The sequence below is a fragment of the Paraburkholderia sp. BL21I4N1 genome, assembly GCF_002973525.1.
Taxonomy (GTDB): Bacteria; Pseudomonadota; Gammaproteobacteria; order Burkholderiales; family Burkholderiaceae; genus Paraburkholderia.
Genome location: NZ_PVEN01000009.1, coordinates 20499 through 40290, shown reverse-complemented (window position 1 = coordinate 40290; position 19792 = coordinate 20499). Strand labels below are relative to the sequence as shown.

General features: G+C 65.5%; 17 protein-coding genes. 15 read left to right on the top strand and 2 right to left on the bottom strand.

Annotation, left to right across the window (positions count from 1 at the left end; genetic code table 11):
• Positions 1–16 precede the first annotated feature (16 nt).
• The 5 genes from B0G83_RS22405 to B0G83_RS22385 all read left to right on the top strand — a co-directional run bounded on the left by B0G83_RS22405 (position 17) and on the right by B0G83_RS22385 (position 6445).
• Entirely contained in the window at positions 17–1156 is a 1140-nt protein-coding gene (locus B0G83_RS22405; RefSeq protein WP_105509598.1) for a hypothetical protein, read from the top strand.
• 37 nt (positions 1157–1193) lie between these two features.
• Entirely contained in the window at positions 1194–2582 is a 1389-nt protein-coding gene (locus B0G83_RS22400) for a Dyp-type peroxidase (RefSeq protein ID WP_105509597.1), read from the top strand.
• Between the two features lie 116 nt (positions 2583–2698).
• The gene (locus B0G83_RS22395) at positions 2699–3730 is read left to right on the top strand and encodes an iron ABC transporter substrate-binding protein (protein WP_105509596.1); all 1032 of its coding nucleotides are present in this window, start codon (positions 2699–2701) and stop codon (positions 3728–3730) included.
• On the top strand, positions 3731–5335 hold the full coding sequence (locus B0G83_RS22390; RefSeq protein WP_105509595.1) for an iron ABC transporter permease: 1605 nt from the start codon (positions 3731–3733) through the stop codon (positions 5333–5335).
• 51 nt (positions 5336–5386) lie between these two features.
• Positions 5387–6445 carry an ABC transporter ATP-binding protein gene (locus B0G83_RS22385; RefSeq protein ID WP_105509594.1) on the top strand — a complete coding sequence of 353 codons (1059 nt, stop codon included), beginning with the start codon at positions 5387–5389 and terminating at the stop codon, positions 6443–6445.
• Here the strand turns inward: B0G83_RS22385 and B0G83_RS22380 are convergent.
• Positions 6442–7371 (bottom strand): LysR family transcriptional regulator, encoded by a 930-nt coding sequence (locus tag B0G83_RS22380; protein ID WP_105509593.1) that lies wholly within the window; start codon positions 7369–7371, stop codon positions 6442–6444. The two genes, B0G83_RS22385 and B0G83_RS22380, sit on opposite strands and share 4 nt — an antisense overlap.
• A 114-nt stretch (positions 7372–7485) precedes the next feature.
• On the opposite strand from B0G83_RS22380, the gene B0G83_RS22375 reads away from it, so the two are divergent.
• Positions 7486–8406 carry a DMT family transporter gene (locus tag B0G83_RS22375; RefSeq protein ID WP_105509592.1) on the top strand — a complete coding sequence of 307 codons (921 nt, stop codon included), beginning with the start codon at positions 7486–7488 and terminating at the stop codon, positions 8404–8406.
• Positions 8407–8844: 438 nt separating this feature from the next.
• A complete protein-coding gene (locus tag B0G83_RS22370) occupies positions 8845–10983 on the top strand; it encodes a TonB-dependent siderophore receptor (RefSeq protein WP_105509591.1) in 2139 nt (712 codons plus the stop codon).
• Positions 10984–11084: 101 nt separating this feature from the next.
• Here the strand turns inward: B0G83_RS22370 and B0G83_RS22365 are convergent, their stop codons facing one another.
• Entirely contained in the window at positions 11085–12383 is a 1299-nt protein-coding gene (locus B0G83_RS22365; RefSeq protein WP_134965387.1) for an MFS transporter, read from the bottom strand.
• Positions 12384–12574: 191 nt separating this feature from the next.
• Between B0G83_RS22365 and B0G83_RS22360 the strand changes: the two genes are divergently transcribed.
• The 8 genes from B0G83_RS22360 to mdcH all read left to right on the top strand — a co-directional run bounded on the left by B0G83_RS22360 (position 12575) and on the right by mdcH (position 19716).
• Complete coding sequence (locus B0G83_RS22360; RefSeq protein ID WP_105509589.1) at positions 12575–13348, top strand: GntR family transcriptional regulator; 774 nt, start codon at positions 12575–12577, stop codon at positions 13346–13348.
• An 8-nt stretch (positions 13349–13356) separates the two neighbouring features.
• Positions 13357–15042 (top strand): malonate decarboxylase subunit alpha, encoded by a 1686-nt coding sequence (gene mdcA, locus B0G83_RS22355; protein WP_105509588.1) that lies wholly within the window; start codon positions 13357–13359, stop codon positions 15040–15042.
• 143 nt (positions 15043–15185) lie between these two features.
• A complete protein-coding gene (locus B0G83_RS22350) occupies positions 15186–16070 on the top strand; it encodes a triphosphoribosyl-dephospho-CoA synthase (RefSeq protein WP_258168125.1) in 885 nt (294 codons plus the stop codon).
• Positions 16058–16381 (top strand): malonate decarboxylase subunit delta, encoded by a 324-nt coding sequence (locus tag B0G83_RS22345; RefSeq protein WP_105509586.1) that lies wholly within the window; start codon positions 16058–16060, stop codon positions 16379–16381. Before B0G83_RS22350 ends, B0G83_RS22345 begins: the two co-directional genes overlap by 13 nt.
• On the top strand, positions 16378–17262 hold the full coding sequence (locus B0G83_RS22340) for a biotin-independent malonate decarboxylase subunit beta (RefSeq protein ID WP_105509585.1): 885 nt from the start codon (positions 16378–16380) through the stop codon (positions 17260–17262). The genes B0G83_RS22345 and B0G83_RS22340 overlap by 4 nt, the downstream gene beginning before the upstream one ends.
• Positions 17259–18086 carry a biotin-independent malonate decarboxylase subunit gamma gene (gene mdcE, locus B0G83_RS22335; RefSeq protein ID WP_105509584.1) on the top strand — a complete coding sequence of 276 codons (828 nt, stop codon included), beginning with the start codon at positions 17259–17261 and terminating at the stop codon, positions 18084–18086. Before B0G83_RS22340 ends, mdcE begins: the two co-directional genes overlap by 4 nt.
• On the top strand, positions 18086–18784 hold the full coding sequence (locus B0G83_RS22330; protein WP_105509777.1) for a malonate decarboxylase holo-ACP synthase: 699 nt from the start codon (positions 18086–18088) through the stop codon (positions 18782–18784). Before mdcE ends, B0G83_RS22330 begins: the two co-directional genes overlap by 1 nt.
• The gene (gene mdcH / locus B0G83_RS22325) at positions 18784–19716 is read left to right on the top strand and encodes a malonate decarboxylase subunit epsilon (RefSeq protein ID WP_105509583.1); all 933 of its coding nucleotides are present in this window, start codon (positions 18784–18786) and stop codon (positions 19714–19716) included. The genes B0G83_RS22330 and mdcH overlap by 1 nt, the downstream gene beginning before the upstream one ends.
• Positions 19717–19792: the final 76 nt, after the last annotated feature.

Sequence of the window (19792 nt, the reverse complement as noted above, 5' to 3'; positions counted from 1 at the left end):
GCACGGAGATCCAATCATGAACCAACCCACGCGCAAGTTTTCGCCGCGCGCCGCGCGGGCCCTGATCGCCGCCGCTGCCCTGACAACGGCCGCCGGCGCCTACGCCGAGCCGCAAGGTTTCCTGGAAACCATCAAGCACCACACCACGCTGATCAACACCGTGCCGGGCAACGGCGACCAGAACCCGTACGCGGTCGTGGTCGCGCCGGTCAGCGTCGGTACCGTCAAGAAGGGCGACGTGCTGGTCGGCAACTTCAACAACTCGACCAACCTGCAAGGCACCGGCAGCACCATCATCAACTACCATCCGGACACCAAAGAGATGACGGTGTTCGCGACGGTGCCGCGCGATCTGAAGGCGTGCCCCGGCGGCATCGGCCTTTCCACGGCGATGACCATGCTGAAGTCCGGCTACGTGATCGTCGGCAGCACGCCGAGCAACGACGGCACCACCGGCACCAAGGGCGCCGGCTGCCTGATCGTGATCGATCCGCAGGGCAAGGTCGCCTCGACCATCACGAGCCCGAACATCAACGACCCGTGGGGCAACATGGCGGTCGTCGACAACGGCTCGAGCGCGACGCTGTTCGTCAGTAACGCCGGCTTCGGCGTGGGCGGTGCGGAGGGCAATCCGCCGGTGTTCAAGCAGGCCACCGTGCTGCGCCTGGACCTCGACGTGCCGGCCGACAAGCCGCCGGTCGTGAAGAAGGAAACCGTGGTGGGCAGCGGCTTCGGCGCGCAGGCGGACAAGGGCGTGTTTCTCGTCGGCCCGACCGGCCTCGCGCTGTCGGGCGACCAGAAACTGTTGTACGTGTCCGACGCGATCGGCAACCGCGTGACGGAAATCGACGAACCGATGACGCGCGACACCAGCGCAGGCGTGGGCCGCCAACTGACCGCCGACGGCCTGCTGCATCGCCCGCTCGCGATGGTCACCGCGCCTAACGGCCACCTGCTGGTGACCAACGCGCTGAACGGCCAGATCGTCGAGATCGACCCGGCCACCGGCAAGCAGATTTACGCTCGCTGGATCGACACGGACAAGGCACAATCGCCCCCGGGCAACGGCGACCTGTTCGGTCTTGCGTTGACGCCCGAAGGCGACGGTTTCTACTACGTGCAAGACGACGTGAACACGCTGGTTCTCGCGAAGTAAGCAAAACACCCCACAGCGCAATGAAGGTGAAGTAGCCATGGCACACGATCAACCCCCGCGGCCCTCACGGCGCGGATTTCTGAAAGCGGGCGGCGCCGCGGTCGCCGCCGGCGCGAGTCTCGGTGCGGCGCAGGTCGCTCAGGCCGCGCTCGCCAAACCACCCGCGCACAGCGCCGATCCGCAACTGGCCGTCGAGCCGTTTTACGGTTTGCATCAAGGTGGCGTCGTCACGGCGCAGCAGAGTCACACGTATGTCGCCGCGCTCGATCTGACGACCGAAAACCGCGCCGACGTGATCGCGCTGCTGCGCGCCTGGACCGACGCGGCCGCGCGTTTGACGCAAGGCAATACGGCCGCGCCGCTGCCGACCGGCGCGACCGCCAAAGCCGCGCAAGTCGACGGCATGGTCGAGAGCGCACCCGCCGCCAAGTCGGGCGGTAAAGACGACGGCAGCGCCTACAGCCCGGTCAACGCGAAAGCCGCGCCCGATTCCGGCGACGTGCTCGGCCTCGGCCCGTGCGGCCTGACGATCACGTTCGGCTTCGGCCCGGGTCTGTTCACGAAAGACGGCAAGGACCGCTACGGTCTCGCCGCGCGCCGCCCCGCCGCGCTCGTCGATCTGCCGCGTTTCAACGGCGATCAACTGATCGAACAGAAAACCGGCGGCGACCTGTTCATCCAGGCGTGCGCGAACGATCAGCAGGTCGCGTTTCATGCGGTCCGCCAATTGGCGCGCCTTGCTTACGGCACGGCCGCCATGCGTTGGGGCCAGGCCGGTTTCCTGTCGGGTCCGCGCGGTCAGACGCCGCGCAATCTGATGGGCTTCAAGGACGGCACCAACAATCCGTCCACCGCGAAACCGCAACTGATGAACGAGTTCGTGTGGGCCGGCGCCACCGCGGACGCGCCGTGGATGGAAGGCGGCACGTACACCGTCGTGCGACGTATCCGCATCACGCTGGAACACTGGGACAACACCGAGGTGGACTTCCAGGAACAGGTGTTCGGCCGTCACAAGTACAGCGGTGCGCCGATCGGCAAAAAGAGCGAGTTCGACGCGGTCGACCTGAAGGAAGAAGACAAGGACGGCAATCCGGTGATTCCGGAGAACTCGCACGTGCGTCTGTCGAATCAGGCCAGCAACAACGGTGCGCAGATTCTGCGCCGCTCGTATTCGTACAACGACAGCACGGATTTCTACATCGAGCGCTGGCCGCCATGGCGTCAGGAAACGGAATACGACGCGGGGCTGATTTTCGTCGCTCACCAGAGCGACCCGCGTAAGGGCTTCATTCCGATCAACGACCGGCTCGCGAAGTTCGACATGATGAACCAGTTCACGACCCATGTAGGCAGCGCGGTGTTCGCGGTGCCGCCGGGCGCGAAGCCGGGTTCGTATATCGGCGCGGGGCTGTTCGAGGCGTAACAGAGGCCCGGTAGCATGCCGTGCCGGCGATCCGCGCAAGCGGGCCGCAGGCACGGTGAACAAGCAAGCGACGCATCGAAAGATCAACAACAACATCACCAACGGAACACAGGATCATGGCTCAATCATGGTTTGGCACCCGCGTGCGCCTCATCAGCAGCGCCGCAGCGCTCACGCTCGCGGCTTTCGCGACGGTGCCTTCGGCGGCGCAGGCTGCGTCCATCACGGTCTATAACGCGCAGCACGAACAGGTCGTTAACCTGCTCGCCAAAGACTTCGAAAAGCAGTCGGGCATCTCGGTGAAGATCCGCAACGGCGAAGGCCCGGCGATGGCCGCGCAGATCGTCGCGGAAGGCTCGGCCACGCCGGCCGACGTGTACTTCACGGAAAACTCGCCCGAGCTGATGCTGCTCGAAGAGAAAGGCCTGCTGAACAAGGTGGACAGCGCCACGCTCGCCACCGTGCCGGCACGCTTCAGCTCGCCGACGGGCTCGTGGGTTGCCGTGACCGCGCGTGAAAACGTGCTGGCCTACAACACCACGAAGCTGCAACCGTCGCAACTGCCGCAATCGCTGTTCGATCTCGCCAAGCCGGAATGGAAAGGCCGCGTCGGTATCGCCCCGAGCGACGGCGACTTCCTGCCGCTGGTGAGCGCCGTGCTCGCGCTGAAGGGCGAAGCGCAAACCGTGCAATGGCTCAAGGGCCTGAAAGCCAACGCGCAACTCTTCGACGACGACGAAGGCGTGGTGGCCGCCGTCAATCGCGGCGGTGTCGCGACCGGTCTGATCAACAACTACTACTGGGCTCGCCTGCACGCTGAAATCGGCGACGGCAAGACTCGCAGCGCGATCTATCACTTCGGCAACGGCGACGCCGGCGCAGCGGTGAACGTGTCGGGCGCGGCGGTGTTGAAGTCCGCGCACAACGCGGACGGCGCCCAGAAGTTCCTCGCGTATCTGGTCAGTGATCGCGCGCAGCAACTGATGGCGAACAGCCACGTGATGTTCGAATATCCGCTGCGCGCAGGTGTCGCGTCGGACCCGATCCTCAAGCCGTTCACCGAACTGAAGCCGCCGGCACTGACCATCGAGCAGCTCGGCGACGACAGCCAGGCCGGCAAACTGTTGCGTCAGGCAGGTCTGCTGTAAATGAGCGAAGCCTTGTCAGCCGGTCCGCCGGCTGTATCCACCGTGGCGGCGCGCGCCCGTTCGCGCGCGCCGCGCGGTTTGTTCGCGGCAGCAGCAATCAGCGCTTTGCTGGTTCTGCTGCCGATTGCGTTTACGTTCTGGCGTGCCGCGAGCTTCGGCGCGGCTGAAGCGGCCGATCTCATCTTCCGCCCGCTGGTCGGCGAACTGCTGGTCAACACCGTGCTGATTACCGTGTCGACCACGCTGGTGTCCGCGGTGCTCGGCACGGCGGCGGCGTGGTTCGTCGAGCGCACGCATTTGCCTGGGCGTCGCCTGTGGGCCGTGCTCACGGCCGCGCCGCTCGCCATGCCCGCGTTTATCTCGAGCTATGCCTGGGTATCGTTGAGCCAGGATTTGCAGGACTTCAACGGCGCGCTCCTGGTGCTGACCTGCGGGTATTTCCCGCTCGTTTATCTGCCGGTGGCCGCCGCGCTGCGTAGCATGGACCCCGCGCTCGAAGAAAGCGCGCGCGCGCTCGGCTGCAGCCGCTGGAGCAGCTTCATGCGGGTGGTGCTGCCGCAACTGCGGCCGGCGTTGCTCGGCGGCATGCTGCTGGTGGCGCTCGGTGTGCTGTCCGAATTCGGCGCCTTCACGCTGCTGCGCTTTCACACCTTCACCACGCAGATCTACGCGGAATTCCGCACCAGTTTCGACGGCGGCGGCGCCTCGCTGCTCGCCTGCCTGCTGATCGTGATCTGCCTGATCGTGCTCGCGTTCGAGTTTCGCGTGCGCGGCGCGGCGCGTTATGAACGCGTCGATCGCGGCACCCGTCGCGCGGTGCTGCGCTACGACCTCGGCGCGTGGCGCTGGATCGTCGTCGCCGGCTTTGCGCTGCTCACCGTTACCACGCTCGGCGTGCCGCTCGGCATGATCGGCTACTGGCTGACTCAACCGGGCGCGGCGGCTGTCACGCCGGCCGACGTGTCGCCCGAACTGCTGTTCAACGCGACGTTGTCGTCGGTCGGTTTCGGCCTCGCCGCGGCGGCGCTAACCACCTTGCTGGTGATCCCGCTTGCGTTCCTGCTGGTGCGCTACCCGACCCGCTTCGCGACGCTGTTCGAACGCACCGTGTTTCTCGCGCAAGGCGTACCGGGTCTGGTGATCGCGCTGGCAATCGTCTCGCTCGCGGTGCATGCGCTGCAGCCGCTCTATCAAAGCGCGACGCTGCTGGTGGTCGCCTATGCGATGCTGTTCATGCCGGTCGCGCTGGTCAGCGTGCGCGCCGCCTTCATGCAGGCGCAACCGCGTCTGGAAGAAACCGCGCGCGCCCTCGGCCTGAACTGGTCGCAGACGCTGTTCCGCGTGGTGTTGCCGCTGGCGGGTCCGGGACTCGGGGCCGCCGCGTCGATGGTGTTTATTTCGGTCGTCACCGAGCTGAACGCGACGCTGCTGCTCTCCCCCCTCGACACCCAAACGCTCGCCACCCAGGTCTGGGCCGACACGTCGACCATGGCGTTCGCCGCGGCCGCGCCGTATGCTGCGCTGCTCACCGGCATTTCGCTGTTCGCGTCGGGCCTGCTGTTCGCGCTGCTCGGCAAATCGGCGCTGCTCGGCGAACGCGGCTGATTCAGTGCCGATCGATGCCCATGCTCTACCAGCTTTAACCATCGGATTTTCATGAGCGAACTTCGTATCCGCAGACTGCAAAAATCGTTCGACGGCCACTCGGTGCTGCACGGCATCGATCTCTCGGTTGAGCGCGGCACCCTGCTCGCGCTGCTGGGGCCGTCGGGCAGCGGCAAGACCACGTTGCTGCGCCTGTTGTGCGGCTTCGAACGCGCGGATAGCGGCAGCGTCGAAATCGACGGCCGCAGCGTGGTCGGCGATAACCTGCATGTGCCGTCGGAACAGCGCCGGATTGGGTATGTGCCGCAGGAAGGCGCGCTGTTTCCGCATCTGTCTGTGGCGGACAACATCGTATTCGGCTTGCCGCGCACGCAACGGCGCGCGCGGCATCGGGTGGCCGAGTTGCTGGAACTGGTCGGCTTGCCGGCGGACTTCGGCACGCGTGCGCCGCAGCAGTTGTCGGGCGGTCAGCAGCAGCGCGTCGCGCTGGCCCGCGCGCTTGCACCGTCGCCTACGCTGGTGATGCTCGACGAACCGTTTTCCTCGCTCGACGCCGCGTTGCGGCTCGAAACCCGTCAGGCGGTGGCGAGCGCGCTGGCCGCGACCGGCGCCACGGCGGTGCTGGTCACGCACGATCAATCCGAGGCTTTGTCGCTGGGGCATGAGGTCGCGGTATTGTGGAACGGCCGGCTGATTCAGACGGCGACGCCGCAGACCTTGTACCGGCGGCCGGTCACGCGCGAACTGGCGTCGTTTGTCGGCGAAGCGGTGTTGCTGCCGGGTACGGTCACGCAGGATCGGGTGAGTTGCGAACTCGGCGATTTGCCGCTGTCCACGCCGATCGGCCAGGGCGCTGTCGACGTGATGGTACGGCCCGAGCAGATCCGCCTGTTTCGCGAAGAGGATCGCCTCGTCAACGACACTCGCGCTTACGACGCGATCGTCACCGAGGTGACGTTTCAGGGTCAGGACGCCGGCGTTGCGCTGCAAATGCAGTCCGGCACGCAAACCATGGTGCGCGCCCGCGTGCCGGGCTACCTGTCGCCGCAGCCGGGCGAGCGCGTGCGGCTGTCGGTGGACGGCGAAGTGACGGCCTACCCGCGCGCTTAAGCCTGCGCCGCGCTCGAACCCTTCGAGCGCGACTGCGGCGGCGGCGTCTGCGTCGACGACTGCATCTGCGGCCCCAGCGACAAATCCTGCACCATCTGCGCGGCCAGATAGTCGCAGGTCGGCCGATCCGATTTGGCGCTGCGGGCCACCACGATTTCGAGCGGTGCGATCTTCGGCAGGCCTTGTGCTTCGCCGAGAATCGCGAGACGTGACGGCACGCTGCAACGCGTCAGCGCGATCACCGACAAACCCGCATCCACGGTCGCTACCAGCCCCATCAGACTCGCACTGCTGAATGCCGCGCGATAGCGAATACGCGCGCCGTCGAGCGCGGCCAGCGTATGCTGCCGCGCCACACAGCCGGGCTCGTACAGCCCCACCGGTAACGGCGACGCCGCCAGCACCGGCGTATCCACCGACGCCCCCACCCACACCATCGGCTCGCTGCGCACGAATTCGCCGCGCAGCTTGCGGTCGCGTGTGACGAACGCGAGATCGATCTTGTTGTCCGCCAGCATCGGCGCGAGCGAGGTGCTCTGCGCGCAGACGATTTCGATTTCCACATGCGGATACAGCGTCGAAAAACGCCGCAATACCGGCGACAGCAGCGACGACACGTAGTCGTCCGGCGCGCCGAGCACCACGCGCCCGCTCACCTCAGGCCGCACGATCGCCGACCACGCCTCCTCATGCAACGCCAGCACACGCCGTGCGTATTCGAGCAGCGTATTGCCGGGCCGCGTCAGCGACAGATTGCGCGTGTTGCGGGCGAACAGCGTGGTGCCGAGCATCGTTTCGAGGCGCTTGATCTGCATGCTGACGGCCGCCTGCGAACGATGCACGGTCGCCGCCGCCTTCGTGAAACTGCCCGTTTCCACCACGGCGGTAAAGGTCCGCAGCAAATCGACGTCGAACTCGGGATGCATGATTTATCAATCCGCCTTATGGAATTACTCAATTTAATTCGTTTGTCGGTGCCATGCAAGCCGCGCAATACTTGACGGCATCGATTCAGCATCAACTCACGGAGACCGTTTCGCATGCCCCTCACCCCACGTCAACAAGGCGCCATCACGCTGGCCAGCGGCGGGCTTCTGATGGGCACGATCGGTGTCTTCGTCGAGGAAGCGCGGCTCGGCGCGCTGACGCTCGTGTTCTTTCGCTGCCTGTTCGGCTTTCTGTCGCTCGCCGCGTATTGCGCGTGGAAAGGCTATTTCACGCGCGCGCATTTCACGCGCCGCACCGCGGTTTTGGCGCTGATTTCCGGCGTGCTGATGGTCACGCAATGGGTCGGCTTCTTCGACGCGATCCATCGCACCAGCATTGCGGTCGCGACCGTGGTGTTTCATGTGCAGCCGTTCTGGGTCGTGCTGATCGGCGCGGCGCTGTTCAACGAGCGACTCGGTATCGACCGGCTCGGCTGGATCGCGACCGCCTTCGTCGGACTCGTGCTCGCGTCGGGCGTGGCGGCCACGGAGAATCTGCAAGGCCATGCGAGCTATCTGATCGGAATCGGCGAAGCGCTCGCGGGGTCGGTGCTGTATGCGAGTGTCACGTTGATCGCCAAGGGGCTCGGCGAGTTGCGCCCGCATCTGCTGACGCTCGTGCAGTGCGCGGTCGGCGTGGTGTGCCTGCCGTTCATCGCTCCGCTCACCGCCGTGCATATCGGCCCGATGCAGTGGTTCTGGCTGGTGGGCATGGGCGTGCTGCATACAGGGCTCTCGTATGTGCTGATCTACGGCGCGCTGCCGAAGCTGACCACGCCTATCATCGCCGTGCTGCTGTTCGTTTATCCGCTGACCGCGATCGTGGTCGATGCCGTCGTGTATGGACGCGCGCTGTCGATGCCGCAACTCGCGGGCATGGCGTTGATCGTCGTCGCGAGTCTGGGGGTCAATCTGGGCTGGCCGCTGCTGACGTTGTTGCGGCCCGGCGCGCGAACGCGGCGGCAGGTGGATTGAGGGCTCGGCCGAGACCTCGGTTCGGGCATCCGGCAGCCTCGCCGGCGAATCGCTCTCACCTTTCGTTTCACCCAACAATACCCTGCAAAAACCTGTGCTTTTCCATTCATTTCGCACAGTCGAGAATTGTTCTCGTTTATAATTTCAGGATATTACAAGCCAGACATTGATCCGGCTTCCGTTGCACCTCCCAACCCCACATCGACATGCCATCCCGAGGCAGCCGATGTCACGTCCGCACCCTTCGTGCGCTGACGCACGGCGCCCCGGCCGTTTCAATTTCGAACTCATCGATCGCTTCAGGGGAATTCACCACCTTCGTTTCAACTGACCGACCCCACACGGCGTGTTGCGTTGCCGTGCGCGTGCGTTTTTGCATGCGCTTTTGCCGTACCTCAAATCAATAACTCCACCGATCCACACTCGAAGAACGTCATCATGAACGTCAAAAAGAAGACTTACCGCGCGCTGCTGCTCGCGACCTCGCTTGCCAGCGCCCGGCCTTTGCTGGCTCAGGAAGCCGCACCTGTCGCCAGCCCGGCCGACAGCACGTTGCCCGCAATCGCCGTCAAGGCCGCCGCCGACCGCTCGTACGACAGCAGCACGTCGAACACGGCGACGAAAATGAACATGTCGCTGATGGACGTGCCGCAAACCGTCAACGTCGTGCCGCGCGCGCTGCTCGACGAGCAGAACGCGACCTCGTTGCAGGACGCGTTGCGCAACGTGCCAGGCATCGGCTTTTCCGTCGGCGACGGCCAGCGCGACCAGATCACGTTGCGCGGCTTCAACAACATCACAGATCAATACGTAGACGGCATTCGCGACGACGCGCTCTACTACCGCGACCTGTCGAACGTGGAACGCGTCGACGTGTTGAAGGGACCGGCCGCCGTACTCTATGGACGCGGCTCGGCCGGCGGCCTGATCAATCGCGTGTTGAAGAAACCGGGCGCGAATCCCGAGCAGTCGGTCGGCGTGACGCTCGGCACCGAAGGCGAACGGCGCGGCGAATTCGACCTCGGCTGGAATGCGAACGACGCCGCGCGTTTTCGCATCACCGGGGCGGCCGAAAATTCGAACAGTTTTCGCGACCAGTTCCAGTTGAATCGCCAGGCCGTGGCGCCGTCGGTGCAATTCCGGATCGATAAAGACACGACGCTCAATCTCGAAGCCGATTATCTGCACGATCGCCGCACGTCCGATCAGGGCTTGCCGGCTTATCTCGGCCGCCCGGTCAACGTGCCGATCAACACGTATTACGGCTCGGCGAACGCGGCGAACACCTCGTATAACGACGTCGACGCAAAAAGCGCGACCGCGTCGCTCGATCACCGCTTCAACGATTCGTTGTCGCTGCACACTGCCGTGCGCGCGTACGACTTTTCGCTCGAACGCAAAAACTACGTCACGTATGAGCCGATCAAGACCGCGTTGAATCCGGTCGTGACGTTGGACCAAAGCACGCGCTTCCGCCAGGATCACGGCGTGGACGGTCTCTTCGAGCTGACGCAGAAAACCACGCTGTTCGGCATGAAGCATGAGCTGCTGTACGGCGTCGAACTCTCGCAGCAGCAGAAGTTCGACACGATCTACTCGACCACCAAGGTCGCAACCTACAACCTGTATAACCCGCAACTGGTGAATCTGCCCGGCGTGACGCCGGGCGTGCCGGCCAAGACGAATGCGGCGACGGTGTTGGGGCTGGCCGGCGTCTACGCGCAGGACCTGATCTCGCTGACCGAGCACTGGAAGATTCTCGCCGGCCTGCGCTTCGACTATCTGACGCAGACCCGCAACGACTACACGTCGGCGCACGTCAATCTGGACCGTACGGATCGCGCGTGGAGTCCGCGAGTTGGGTTGATTTACGAGCCGCTCGACTGGGTATCGTTGTACGCGTCGTATAGCCAGTCGTTCTCGCCGCTCGCCGATACGCTGATCAGCAGCGGCGCGTTCGCGAACGGTTCGGCGCTCGCGCCGCAAAAAACCACCAGCTTCGAGATCGGCTCGAAATTCGACCTGGGCCGCGCGAGCGCGAGCGTCGCGTTGTTCGATATGAAGCAGACCAACCAGCAGATCGCCGATCCGGCCAATCCTACTTACGCACTGCCTATCGGCACGCAGCACACCCGCGGGCTGGAACTGTCGATGACAGGCGAGATCGCACCGAAATGGTCGGTCTACGCGGGCTACGCGTACCTGAACGGCAATGTGGATGGCTCGCCGCAAGCGAGTTCGGCCGGTCTGCTGCTGAACCAGAACACACCGGGGCTGATGCCGCGTCACAGCGCGAGCGTGTGGATCAAGCGCGATCTGAAGTACGGTTTCTATGCGGCGGGCGGCGCGCAATTCCAGTCGGCGCGCTATACGTCGGCGAGCGACGCGGTGACGTTGCCGTCGTTCGTGACCTTCGACCTCGGCGCGGGTTATCACGGCAAGAACGTCGACGTCGCGTTGACGCTGGACAACCTGTTCGATCGCAAGTACTTCATCGCGGCGCACGGCAATGCGGATATGTACAACATGCCGGGCGCACCGCGCACGTTGACGGCATCGGTGAGGTGGAAGATGTAAGCGTGTCGGCGCGCTGGGCGCGTCGAGGGTGGGAATGCAAAAACCGGCGCCTCGCGAGAGGCACCGGTTTTTTTCATCGTTGCAATGGAAGCGTCAGGCGATCACTGCGGCAACACCTCCCCCTTCGTCTCCGGCGCGAACGGAATGATAAACAGCCCGACCACGAACGCGAGCGCCGTCAACGCCACCGGCACGCCGAGCGTATGCATATGCAGCACTGCCGCGCCGAGCAGAAAGTTGACCCCAGCGCCGACAAACCGCCCGAACGACGTGCAGAAGGCGAACGCCGTCGCCCGTACGCGGGTTTCGAACTGCTCCGGCAGCCACAAGCTGAACAGCGCAAAGTTACCGCCGAAAAAGCCCAGCACGAAGAGCCACGCGATAAACGGCGCGAGCCCGTTCGGCAGATAGAACGCCCAGCCGAAACTGCCGACGATCGCGATCGCCATCCCCGCGAAATAAACCGCCAGCGTCTTCTTGCGACCGATCCGTTCGGCCATGGGCGGCAATGCCAGGCAGCCGAGAATCGTCGCGATGGACAGCAAGCCCGTGGCGAGCGAAGCGGTCCTGATCGCATCGTTCTTCGCCATGCCGGCCTTGGTCGCCAGTTGAATCACCGCGGACGGCTCATACACCGCGCCGGCCCACAAACCGATGATCGCGATCGTCAGCAGAATGCACGCCACCCACGTGCGACGCCGATAGGCTGGACCCATGATTTCGCGCAGCGGCCTGGCGCGCGCGGCGCCGGCTTCGGCCTTCTGCCACTTGTCCGTTTCCTTCACGCGCAGCAGCACCAGAATCGCGACCACCACCGGCACCGCGCCGGTCAGGAACATCACGCGCCAGCCGTAGTGCACGCCGACCGTATAGTTGAGCGCGGCGGCGAGGAAAAAGCCTGCGTAATAGCCCGTCTGCAGATAACCGGCGCCCATCTTGCGACGGTCTTCCGGCCAGGATTCCGCCACATAGGTGCCGGCCAGCGCCCACTCGCCGCCAATCCCCACGCCCGCAATAAAGCGGTAAATACCCAACTCCCACACATTGTGCGACGTCGCGGCGAGGCCGGTAAAGATCGCGAACGTGAAGATGGTGCCGGCCAGCACCTTGGTGCGGCCGAAGCGATCGGCCAGCGGCCCCCAGATGAACGACAGGCCCCAGCCGACCAGAAACAGTGCGAACAGAATCGAGCCGGCGAGGCCGACGTTTGCCGGCGTGGCCGCGTAGCCGGAGCGCGGCAACAACTCGGTCAAGGCTGGCGTCAGCACGAGCGCGTAGATGAACGAGTCCATGCCGTCGAGCGTCCAGCCGGCCCACGCGCCCCAAAAACCAGCGATCTGCGAGCGATTGAGCGGCGTGCGCCGCCGTGTGACCGACGTGCGGTCGGTTAGTGAATTCATCATGCTCCTCCGGCCCTGCAGTTGACGTACGGGTTGGCACCCTTAAAGGGAATCGATGCAACAGCGCGCGGCAGCTTGAACGAACCGTGCCGCCCTCATACAACTGAGAAGAACGGTCGCGGCGAACCGGAAAAAACTTTCCGGGTTTGCCCGCCTATAAATGCGCATTTTTATATATAATATTCAATATTATGAGCGACGCAATAGATGGTTTTCCCCTGGACGCCTCCGCGCGCAGCCCGCTTTTACCGGCGGCGGCGCCGCGTGAGAGCACGTCCCGCGTGATCGCGGAGGCCCTGCGCGCCGCGATTGTCGACGGCACCCTGGCGCCTGGCGCGCCGTTGCGCCAGGACGCGATCGCGCGGCATTTCTCAGTCAGCGCAATTCCCGTGCGCGAGGCCTTACGGTTGCTCGAAACCGAAGGCTGGGCGAAAGCCGCCGTGCACAAAGGCGCGACCGTCGCGCCCTTGTCGGCGGATGAAGCGCGCGAAATCTACGAGATCCGGTCGGCGCTGGAGAGCCTCGCCATTGGTCTCGCGATTCCCCATCACACGGCCGCCACGCTGCGCGAATCCGCGCGGCTGTGCCGCGCCGCCGAACGCGAGCCGGACCCGTCGCTGTATGTGGCGCGCAATGTCGCGTTCCATATGAGCCTGTACGCGCCCGCCGCCCGTCCGCAACTCGAGGACATGATCGGCACGCTGCATCGGCGCGGCGAACGCTATCTGCGGCTGAAGCTGGACTTACCGTCGCGCAAGGGCGAATCGGACAACGAGCACAGCGCCTTGCTCGACGCCGTGCAGCGCCGCGATATTCCCGCCGCGCAGGCACAGGTCGTCGCGCATCTGCTCGGCACCGGCGACCTGCTGCACCGTTTTCTGACCGAACGCGCGCAGGCCGAAGCCGCGCTCGCAAATCAACCCAAGCCGCGCGGCCGTCGCCCGCGTCTTGCCACCGGGAGTTGACTGAGCCGATGAACCGCCCTGCCGAAATCACTGCTGCTTCAGCCGCTGCATCGCCGCCTGCCGCACGCTCGTGGACCACGCGCCGCGACGAAAAGAACCGCCGCCTCGCGGCCATCGCGCCGTGGCTGCAAGACGGCGTACTGCCCACTAACCGTATCGTCGATGCGCTCGAAACGCTGATTCAGCCCGGCGACCGCGTCGCGCTGGAAGGCGACAACCAGAAGCAGGCCGACTTCCTGTCGCGTTCGTTCGCGCAGGTCGATCCGCAAAAGATTCACGACGTGCACCTGCTGATTTCGAGCATCGGGCGGCCCGAGCATCTGACGCTGTTCGAGCGCGGCATCGCGCATAAGGTCGACTTCTCGTTCGCCGGACCGCAGAGCCTGCGGGTCGCGCAACTGCTCGAGGACGGCCAGCTCGAGATCGGCTCGATCTACACCTATGTCGAGCTGTACGCGCGCATGTTCGTGGATCTGACGCCGCATGTCGCGCTGCTGTGCGCGGAAAAGGCCGACCGTCACGGCAATCTGTACACCGGCGCGAATACCGAAGACACCCCCACCATCGCCGAGGCGGCCGCGTTCCGGCATGGCATCGTGATCGTGCAGGTCAACGAGATCGTCGACGAGCTGCCGCGTGTCGACATTCCGGGTTCGTGGGTCGATGTGGTCGTGCAGGCCGACCGGCCGTTCGCCGTCGAGCCCTTGTTCACGCGCGATCCGCGCCATATCGGCGACCTGCAGGTATTGACCGCGATGATGGTGATACGCGGCATCTACGAGCCGTACGGCGTGACGTCGCTGAATCACGGCATCGGCTTCGACACCGCCGCGATCGAACTGCTGCTGCCCACCTATGGCGACGCGCTCGGTCTGAAGGGCAAGATCTGCCGTAACTGGACGCTCAATCCGCATCCCACCATGATCCCGGCGATCGAATCCGGTTGGGTCGACAGCATCCATTGCTTCGGCAGCGAGGTCGGCATGGAGGCGTATATCGAAGCGCGTCCCGACGTGTTCTTCACCGGCAACGACGGCAGCCTGCGCTCGAACCGCGTGCTGTGCCAACTGGCCGGGCAATACGGCGTCGACCTGTTTATCGGCTCGACCTTGCAGATCGACGCGGACGCGAATTCATCCACCGTCACGCGCGGCCGTCTGGCCGGCTTCGGCGGCGCGCCGAACATGGGCCACGATCCGCGCGGCCGGCGTCATTCGAGCGAAGCGTGGCTCAAGCTGCTGAAAGATCAGGGCCCCGTGTCGCGCGGCCAGAAGCTCGTCGTGCAAATGGCAGAGACGTACAAGAAAGGCGGCGAGCCGACCTTCGTCGATGAACTCGACGCGGTCGCGGTCGGCGCGAAGAGCGGCATGCCGATCGCCCCGGTGATGATCTACGGCGACGACGTCAGCCATGTGGTCACAGAGGAAGGTATCGCGCATCTGCACAAGGCCGAAGGCATCGACGAGCGGCTCGCGGCGATTGCGGCCGTGGCCGGCGTCACGCCGATCGGGCTGCGCGCGAAGCCGGAGAAAACGGCGGAGTTGCGCCGGCGTGGCATCGTCGCGTATCCGGAAGATCTCGGCATTCGTCGCGGCGAAGCGAAGCGCTCGCTGCTGGCGGCGCGCAGCATCGACGATCTGGTGACGTGGTCGGGCGGTCTGTACGCGCCGCCGGCACGCTTCAGGAGCTGGTAAGCATGGCGCCCGCTGCGTTGTTGAAACGTGTCGAGCGGTCGTCCGCCCGGGTTGCCGTGCAGGAATGCGCCAAGCAGGGATTCGCGCCTGCCGCGCGGTTCGTCGGATGCATTGACGTCTCTTCCGCACCCGCTGCGTGCGCCATGTCGGTCCACGCATTGCCTTCCGATGCGCAACTCGCCCGCTACGCGGTCACCGCGCTCATCGACGAAGTCCAGCTCACACCCAAACCCGCGCTGGTCGATCAGCGCGGCAGCGGCGCGCATCGCGATCTCGATCTCGCGCTCATGCTGCGCTCGGCGCACTCGCTCGCACCGACCTTCGCCGCGCTCGCGCACGCGGCGCGCCGCCGCGGCGAACCATCCGCGTTGTTGCGCGCCGAACTGGCGCAGATTGGCCGCAGCGGCGAGCAGGACATGCTGCGGGCCACCGGTGGCAGCAACGCGCATCGCGGCGCGATCTGGATCGTCGGCCTGCTGGTTGCGGGCGCAACCATGACGCCCGTCGGCGATGAACCGATCTGGTCCCAAGCCTCGCAAATCTGCGCCTATGCCGCGCAAATCGCCTGCTTTCCGGACCGCTTCGCCGCGCCCTCCGACAGTCACGGCGAACGCGCGCGCCAGCGCTACCAGGTGGGCGGCGCGCGCCGCGAAGCGCAGGACGGTTTTCCGCACGTGATCGACGTCGGCCTGCCCGCCTTGCTCGCGGCGCGCGCGCGAGGCGTCGGCGAAAACGCCGCGCGCGTCGACGCGCTGCTCGCGATCATGGCGTCGCTCGACGACACCTGCCTGCTGCATCGCGCGGGGCAGCCGGGCTTGCACGCCGGCCAGCGTGGCGCGCAACGCGTGCTAAGCGCCGGCGGCAGTTCGACGCCAGCGGGCCGCGACGCCCTCGCCGCGCTCGACCATGAATTGCTGTCGCTTAACGCATCCCCCGGCGGCGCAGCCGATCTGCTCGCCGCCACCCTTTTTCTCGACATGCTGGCGCGTCACGACGCCGGCGGGAGCCCGGACTCATGGAACATCTGACCTTCGACTATCCGGCGCAACGCGCCGTCACGACCCGCGCGCATGTCGGCGTGGTCGGCTCGGGCGATCTGGAAGTGCTGCTGTCGCCCGCCGATTCCCCCGCGGCCGCTGCCGCGCTGAGCGCGCATGTGGTCGTGCGCACTAGCGTCGACGGCTACAGCCACATCTGGAAAAGCGTGCTCGACCGCTTCTTCACCCGCTACGACGGCGCCGCGCAAATCGAAATCAACGACTTCGGCGCGACGCCCGGCGTGGTTGCGTTACGACTCGCGGAAGCCGTCGAAGCCGCCGAAGAAGGAGACGCCGCATGAACACCGTCGCGAATCTTCAGCCCGCGCCGATCTTGCGCGACAGCTTCATCGAACTGCCGGCGCGCGAACGCGCACGCGCGCTGCTGGATGCTGGCAGCTTCCGCGAACTGCTCGGTCCGTTCGACCGGATCGAATCGCCGTGGCTGCCGCTGCAAGGCGTGGTCTGCCAGGCGGACGACGGCTGCGTGATCGCGCGCGGCACCATTGACGGCGAGCCCGCCGTGGTCGCCGCGATCGAGTCCGCATTCCAGGGCGGCAGCATCGGCGAAGTGTCGGGCAGCAAGATCGCCGCCGCGCTCGAACTGGCGCTGCGCGACTGCGAGCGCGGCAAGATCGTGCGTCCGGTCGTGCTGTTCGAAACCGGCGGCGTGCGGCTTCAGGAAGCCAATCTCGGCCTCGCGGTGATCGCCGAAATGCAGGCCGCGATCGTCGCGTTGCGCCGGCATGTGCCGGTGGTCGGCGTGATCGCGGGCATGGTGGGGTGTTTCGGCGGCATGTCGCTCGCGGCGTCGCTGTGTTCGTATCTGGTCGTCACGAAGCAAGGGCGGCTCGGCATGAACGGCCCCGAAGTGATCGAACAGGAAGCCGGTATCGACGAACTCGATGCGAGCGATCGGCGCCGCGTGTGGCAACTGATCGGCGGTGAGCAACGCGCCGCGACCGCACTTGCCGACCAACTGGTCGACGACGATGCCGACGCCGTGCGTGCCGCCGTGCGAGCCGCGTTCGTTCAAGGCGTGCCGGCCGCGCATCGCAGCGAACAGGTCGACCTGTTTCTGAACCGGCTCGCGCACATCGATCCCGCCAGCGTCACGCCGGAAAGCATGCGCGAAGTTTTCAACCATCACGCCGCGACCGATCCGCGCAAGGAGCAAGCATGAGCGATAAGACTCTCACCCCGTTGAGCCGCGGCGCGCGCTGGTTTCATGCGCTGGCCGGCGAACCGTCCAGCGCGGCGCCCGTGTGGAGCGGCGACGCGTCGCTCGGCGGCGAGACCGCACGCTTCGTGACCGTCGTGCCCGATCCCGCCAACCGCTTTCCCCGTGCAACGGACAACGTCGTCGGTCTCGAACAGGGCTGGCTGCTCGCGCGCGCCGTGCGCGAAGCGATCGCGCAAGACGCGGCGAGCGGCACGCGCCGCCCGATCGTCGCGATCGTCGACGTGAAAAGCCAGGCGTATGGCTATCGCGAGGAAATGCTCGGCATCCACCTCGCCTGCGCGGCCGGTGTCGATGCGTACGCAACGGCTCGCGACGCCGGGCATCCGGTGGTTGCGCTGATTGTCGGGCCGGCCATGTCCGGCGCGTTTCTCGCGCACGGCTATCAGGCCAACCGCATCGTCGCGCTCGACGCGCCCGGCACGATGGTTCACGCCATGGGCAAGGAAGCGGCCGCGCGCGTCACACGCCGTACCGTCGAGGAGCTCGACGCGCTCGGCGAAACGATCGTGCCGATGTCGTATTCGATGGCGTCGTTCGCGAAGCTCGGTCTGCTCGATCAATTGATCGATGGCGTCGATGCGGATGCGCCGGATGCGTCGCAAATCGAACACGTGCGGCAGGTACTGACCGAGCAGATTCGTAGCGCGCGCAACGATCGGAGCAAGGGCCTGTCGCATCGGCTGGAATCGGCGGCGGCGCAGACGAATCGCGCGGCGTCGATCGAAGTGCGCCGACGTCTCGCTGAACAATGGGATGCCGTCTGATGCAGACCTGCGCGGTCCCGCCATTCGTCATCGAGCACGCGCTGTCGTGGGATAGGCGATGGCAGCCGCACGATCTGTTGCGCCTGCATCATTTGGAAATGCCCGATGATGAACCGCAGTGGGTTCGCGAGGCGTTCGCACGCGCGCCGGTTGCGGTGGTGAGACGAGCGCTGGCCGCCGACGGTTTTGTCGCGATCGGCGTGCGCGGTGTGGAACGCGCGCAGCGTTATGGCACGTGGGCGCGCGTTGCAGACATCGCAACGGCGGTGCCGCCGGAGGCGCTTGCGCAGTCCATACCACTTGCAGCGCGCGGCGATCTGCCAGCGTTTATCGCTTTTACGGAGCTGCGAAACGATATGGCGGGCCCGCTGCACGACTTCATCTGGGGCCCGGCGGGCAGCGCGGGGTTTGAACTGGCAACCCAGGTGCCCACCGTGAACGCTTCAAGCGATCTGGACCTGCTGATCCGCACGCCGGAATCGCTCACGCGAGAGCGCGCGCTTGCACTGCTGAACCAGTTGCAAACGCACGCAAAAACTGCCGGCATTCGTGTGGATGCACAACTCGACACCCCCGCTGGCGGCGTCGCGTTAGCCGAATGGGCAACCGACAAACCTCGCGTGATGGCGCGTCGTGCGAGCGGCCCGCAACGGATCGCCGATCCGTGGGCCGTCGTTCACTGCGGCGAGCTCGCCTGATGCTAGCGCTGATCTTCCCCGGCCAGGGCGCGCAAACCGACGGATTCCTGCACCGTCTGCCGTCGCATCGCGCGGTGCGCGACACACTCGATGAAGCCTCCCATGTACTCGATGCCGACGTGCTGACGCTCGACACGCCGGACGCATTGCGCTCGACGGTCGCCGTGCAGATCGGTTTGACAGTCGCGGGCGTGGCCGTCACCCGTGCGTTAGCCACTGAACAACTCGTGCCGGCAATCAGCGCGGGGCTGTCGGTCGGCGCTTATGCGGCGGCGGTGAGTTGCGGCGCGGTGCGTTTCGACGATGCGTTGAAGATGGTGCGACGGCGCGCCGAATTGATGGAAACGGCGTACCCGTCGGGCTACGGTCTCGCGGCGGTGTCGGGATTGACCGAGCATCAACTGGAAACACTCGCCGCGCGGCACGCGGATGAAGAGCAACAACGCGTGTATATCGGCAACGTCAACGCGCCGCGCCAGATCGTGATGGCGGGTGCGAACGACGCACTGGACCGATTCATTGAACGCGCGCTGGCGGCGGGCGCGCGCAAAGCCACGCGCCTCGCGGTGAGCGTGCCCTCGCATTGCGAATTGCTCGCCCATGCCACGGACGAACTGGCCGCCTACGCACAACAGGTGCCGTTTAACGCGCCGCGCAGCACTTATATAGGTAATCGCGGCGCGCGTTCCCTGCATACACCGGACGCCATCCGCGACGATCTCGCGACCAATATGCGTCACACCGTACGTTGGTTCGACGCGCTGACCGTCATGCAGGAAATGGGCGCCCGTGTGCTGATCGAAGCGTCGCCCGGACAGGTATCGACGGATATCGTGCGCGAGTACTTTCCGGATAGTGCCGCGCTCGCGGCAAGCAGCTTTTCATTCGAGCGATTGGTGGCGACCGCGCGGCGGCGGATGGACGCGCATTGAGTCAGGCGTGGGCGTTGTCACGCTGCATGGTGCTTTGTCTGGTGCTTTGTCTAATGCCTTGTCTCGCATCTTCCGT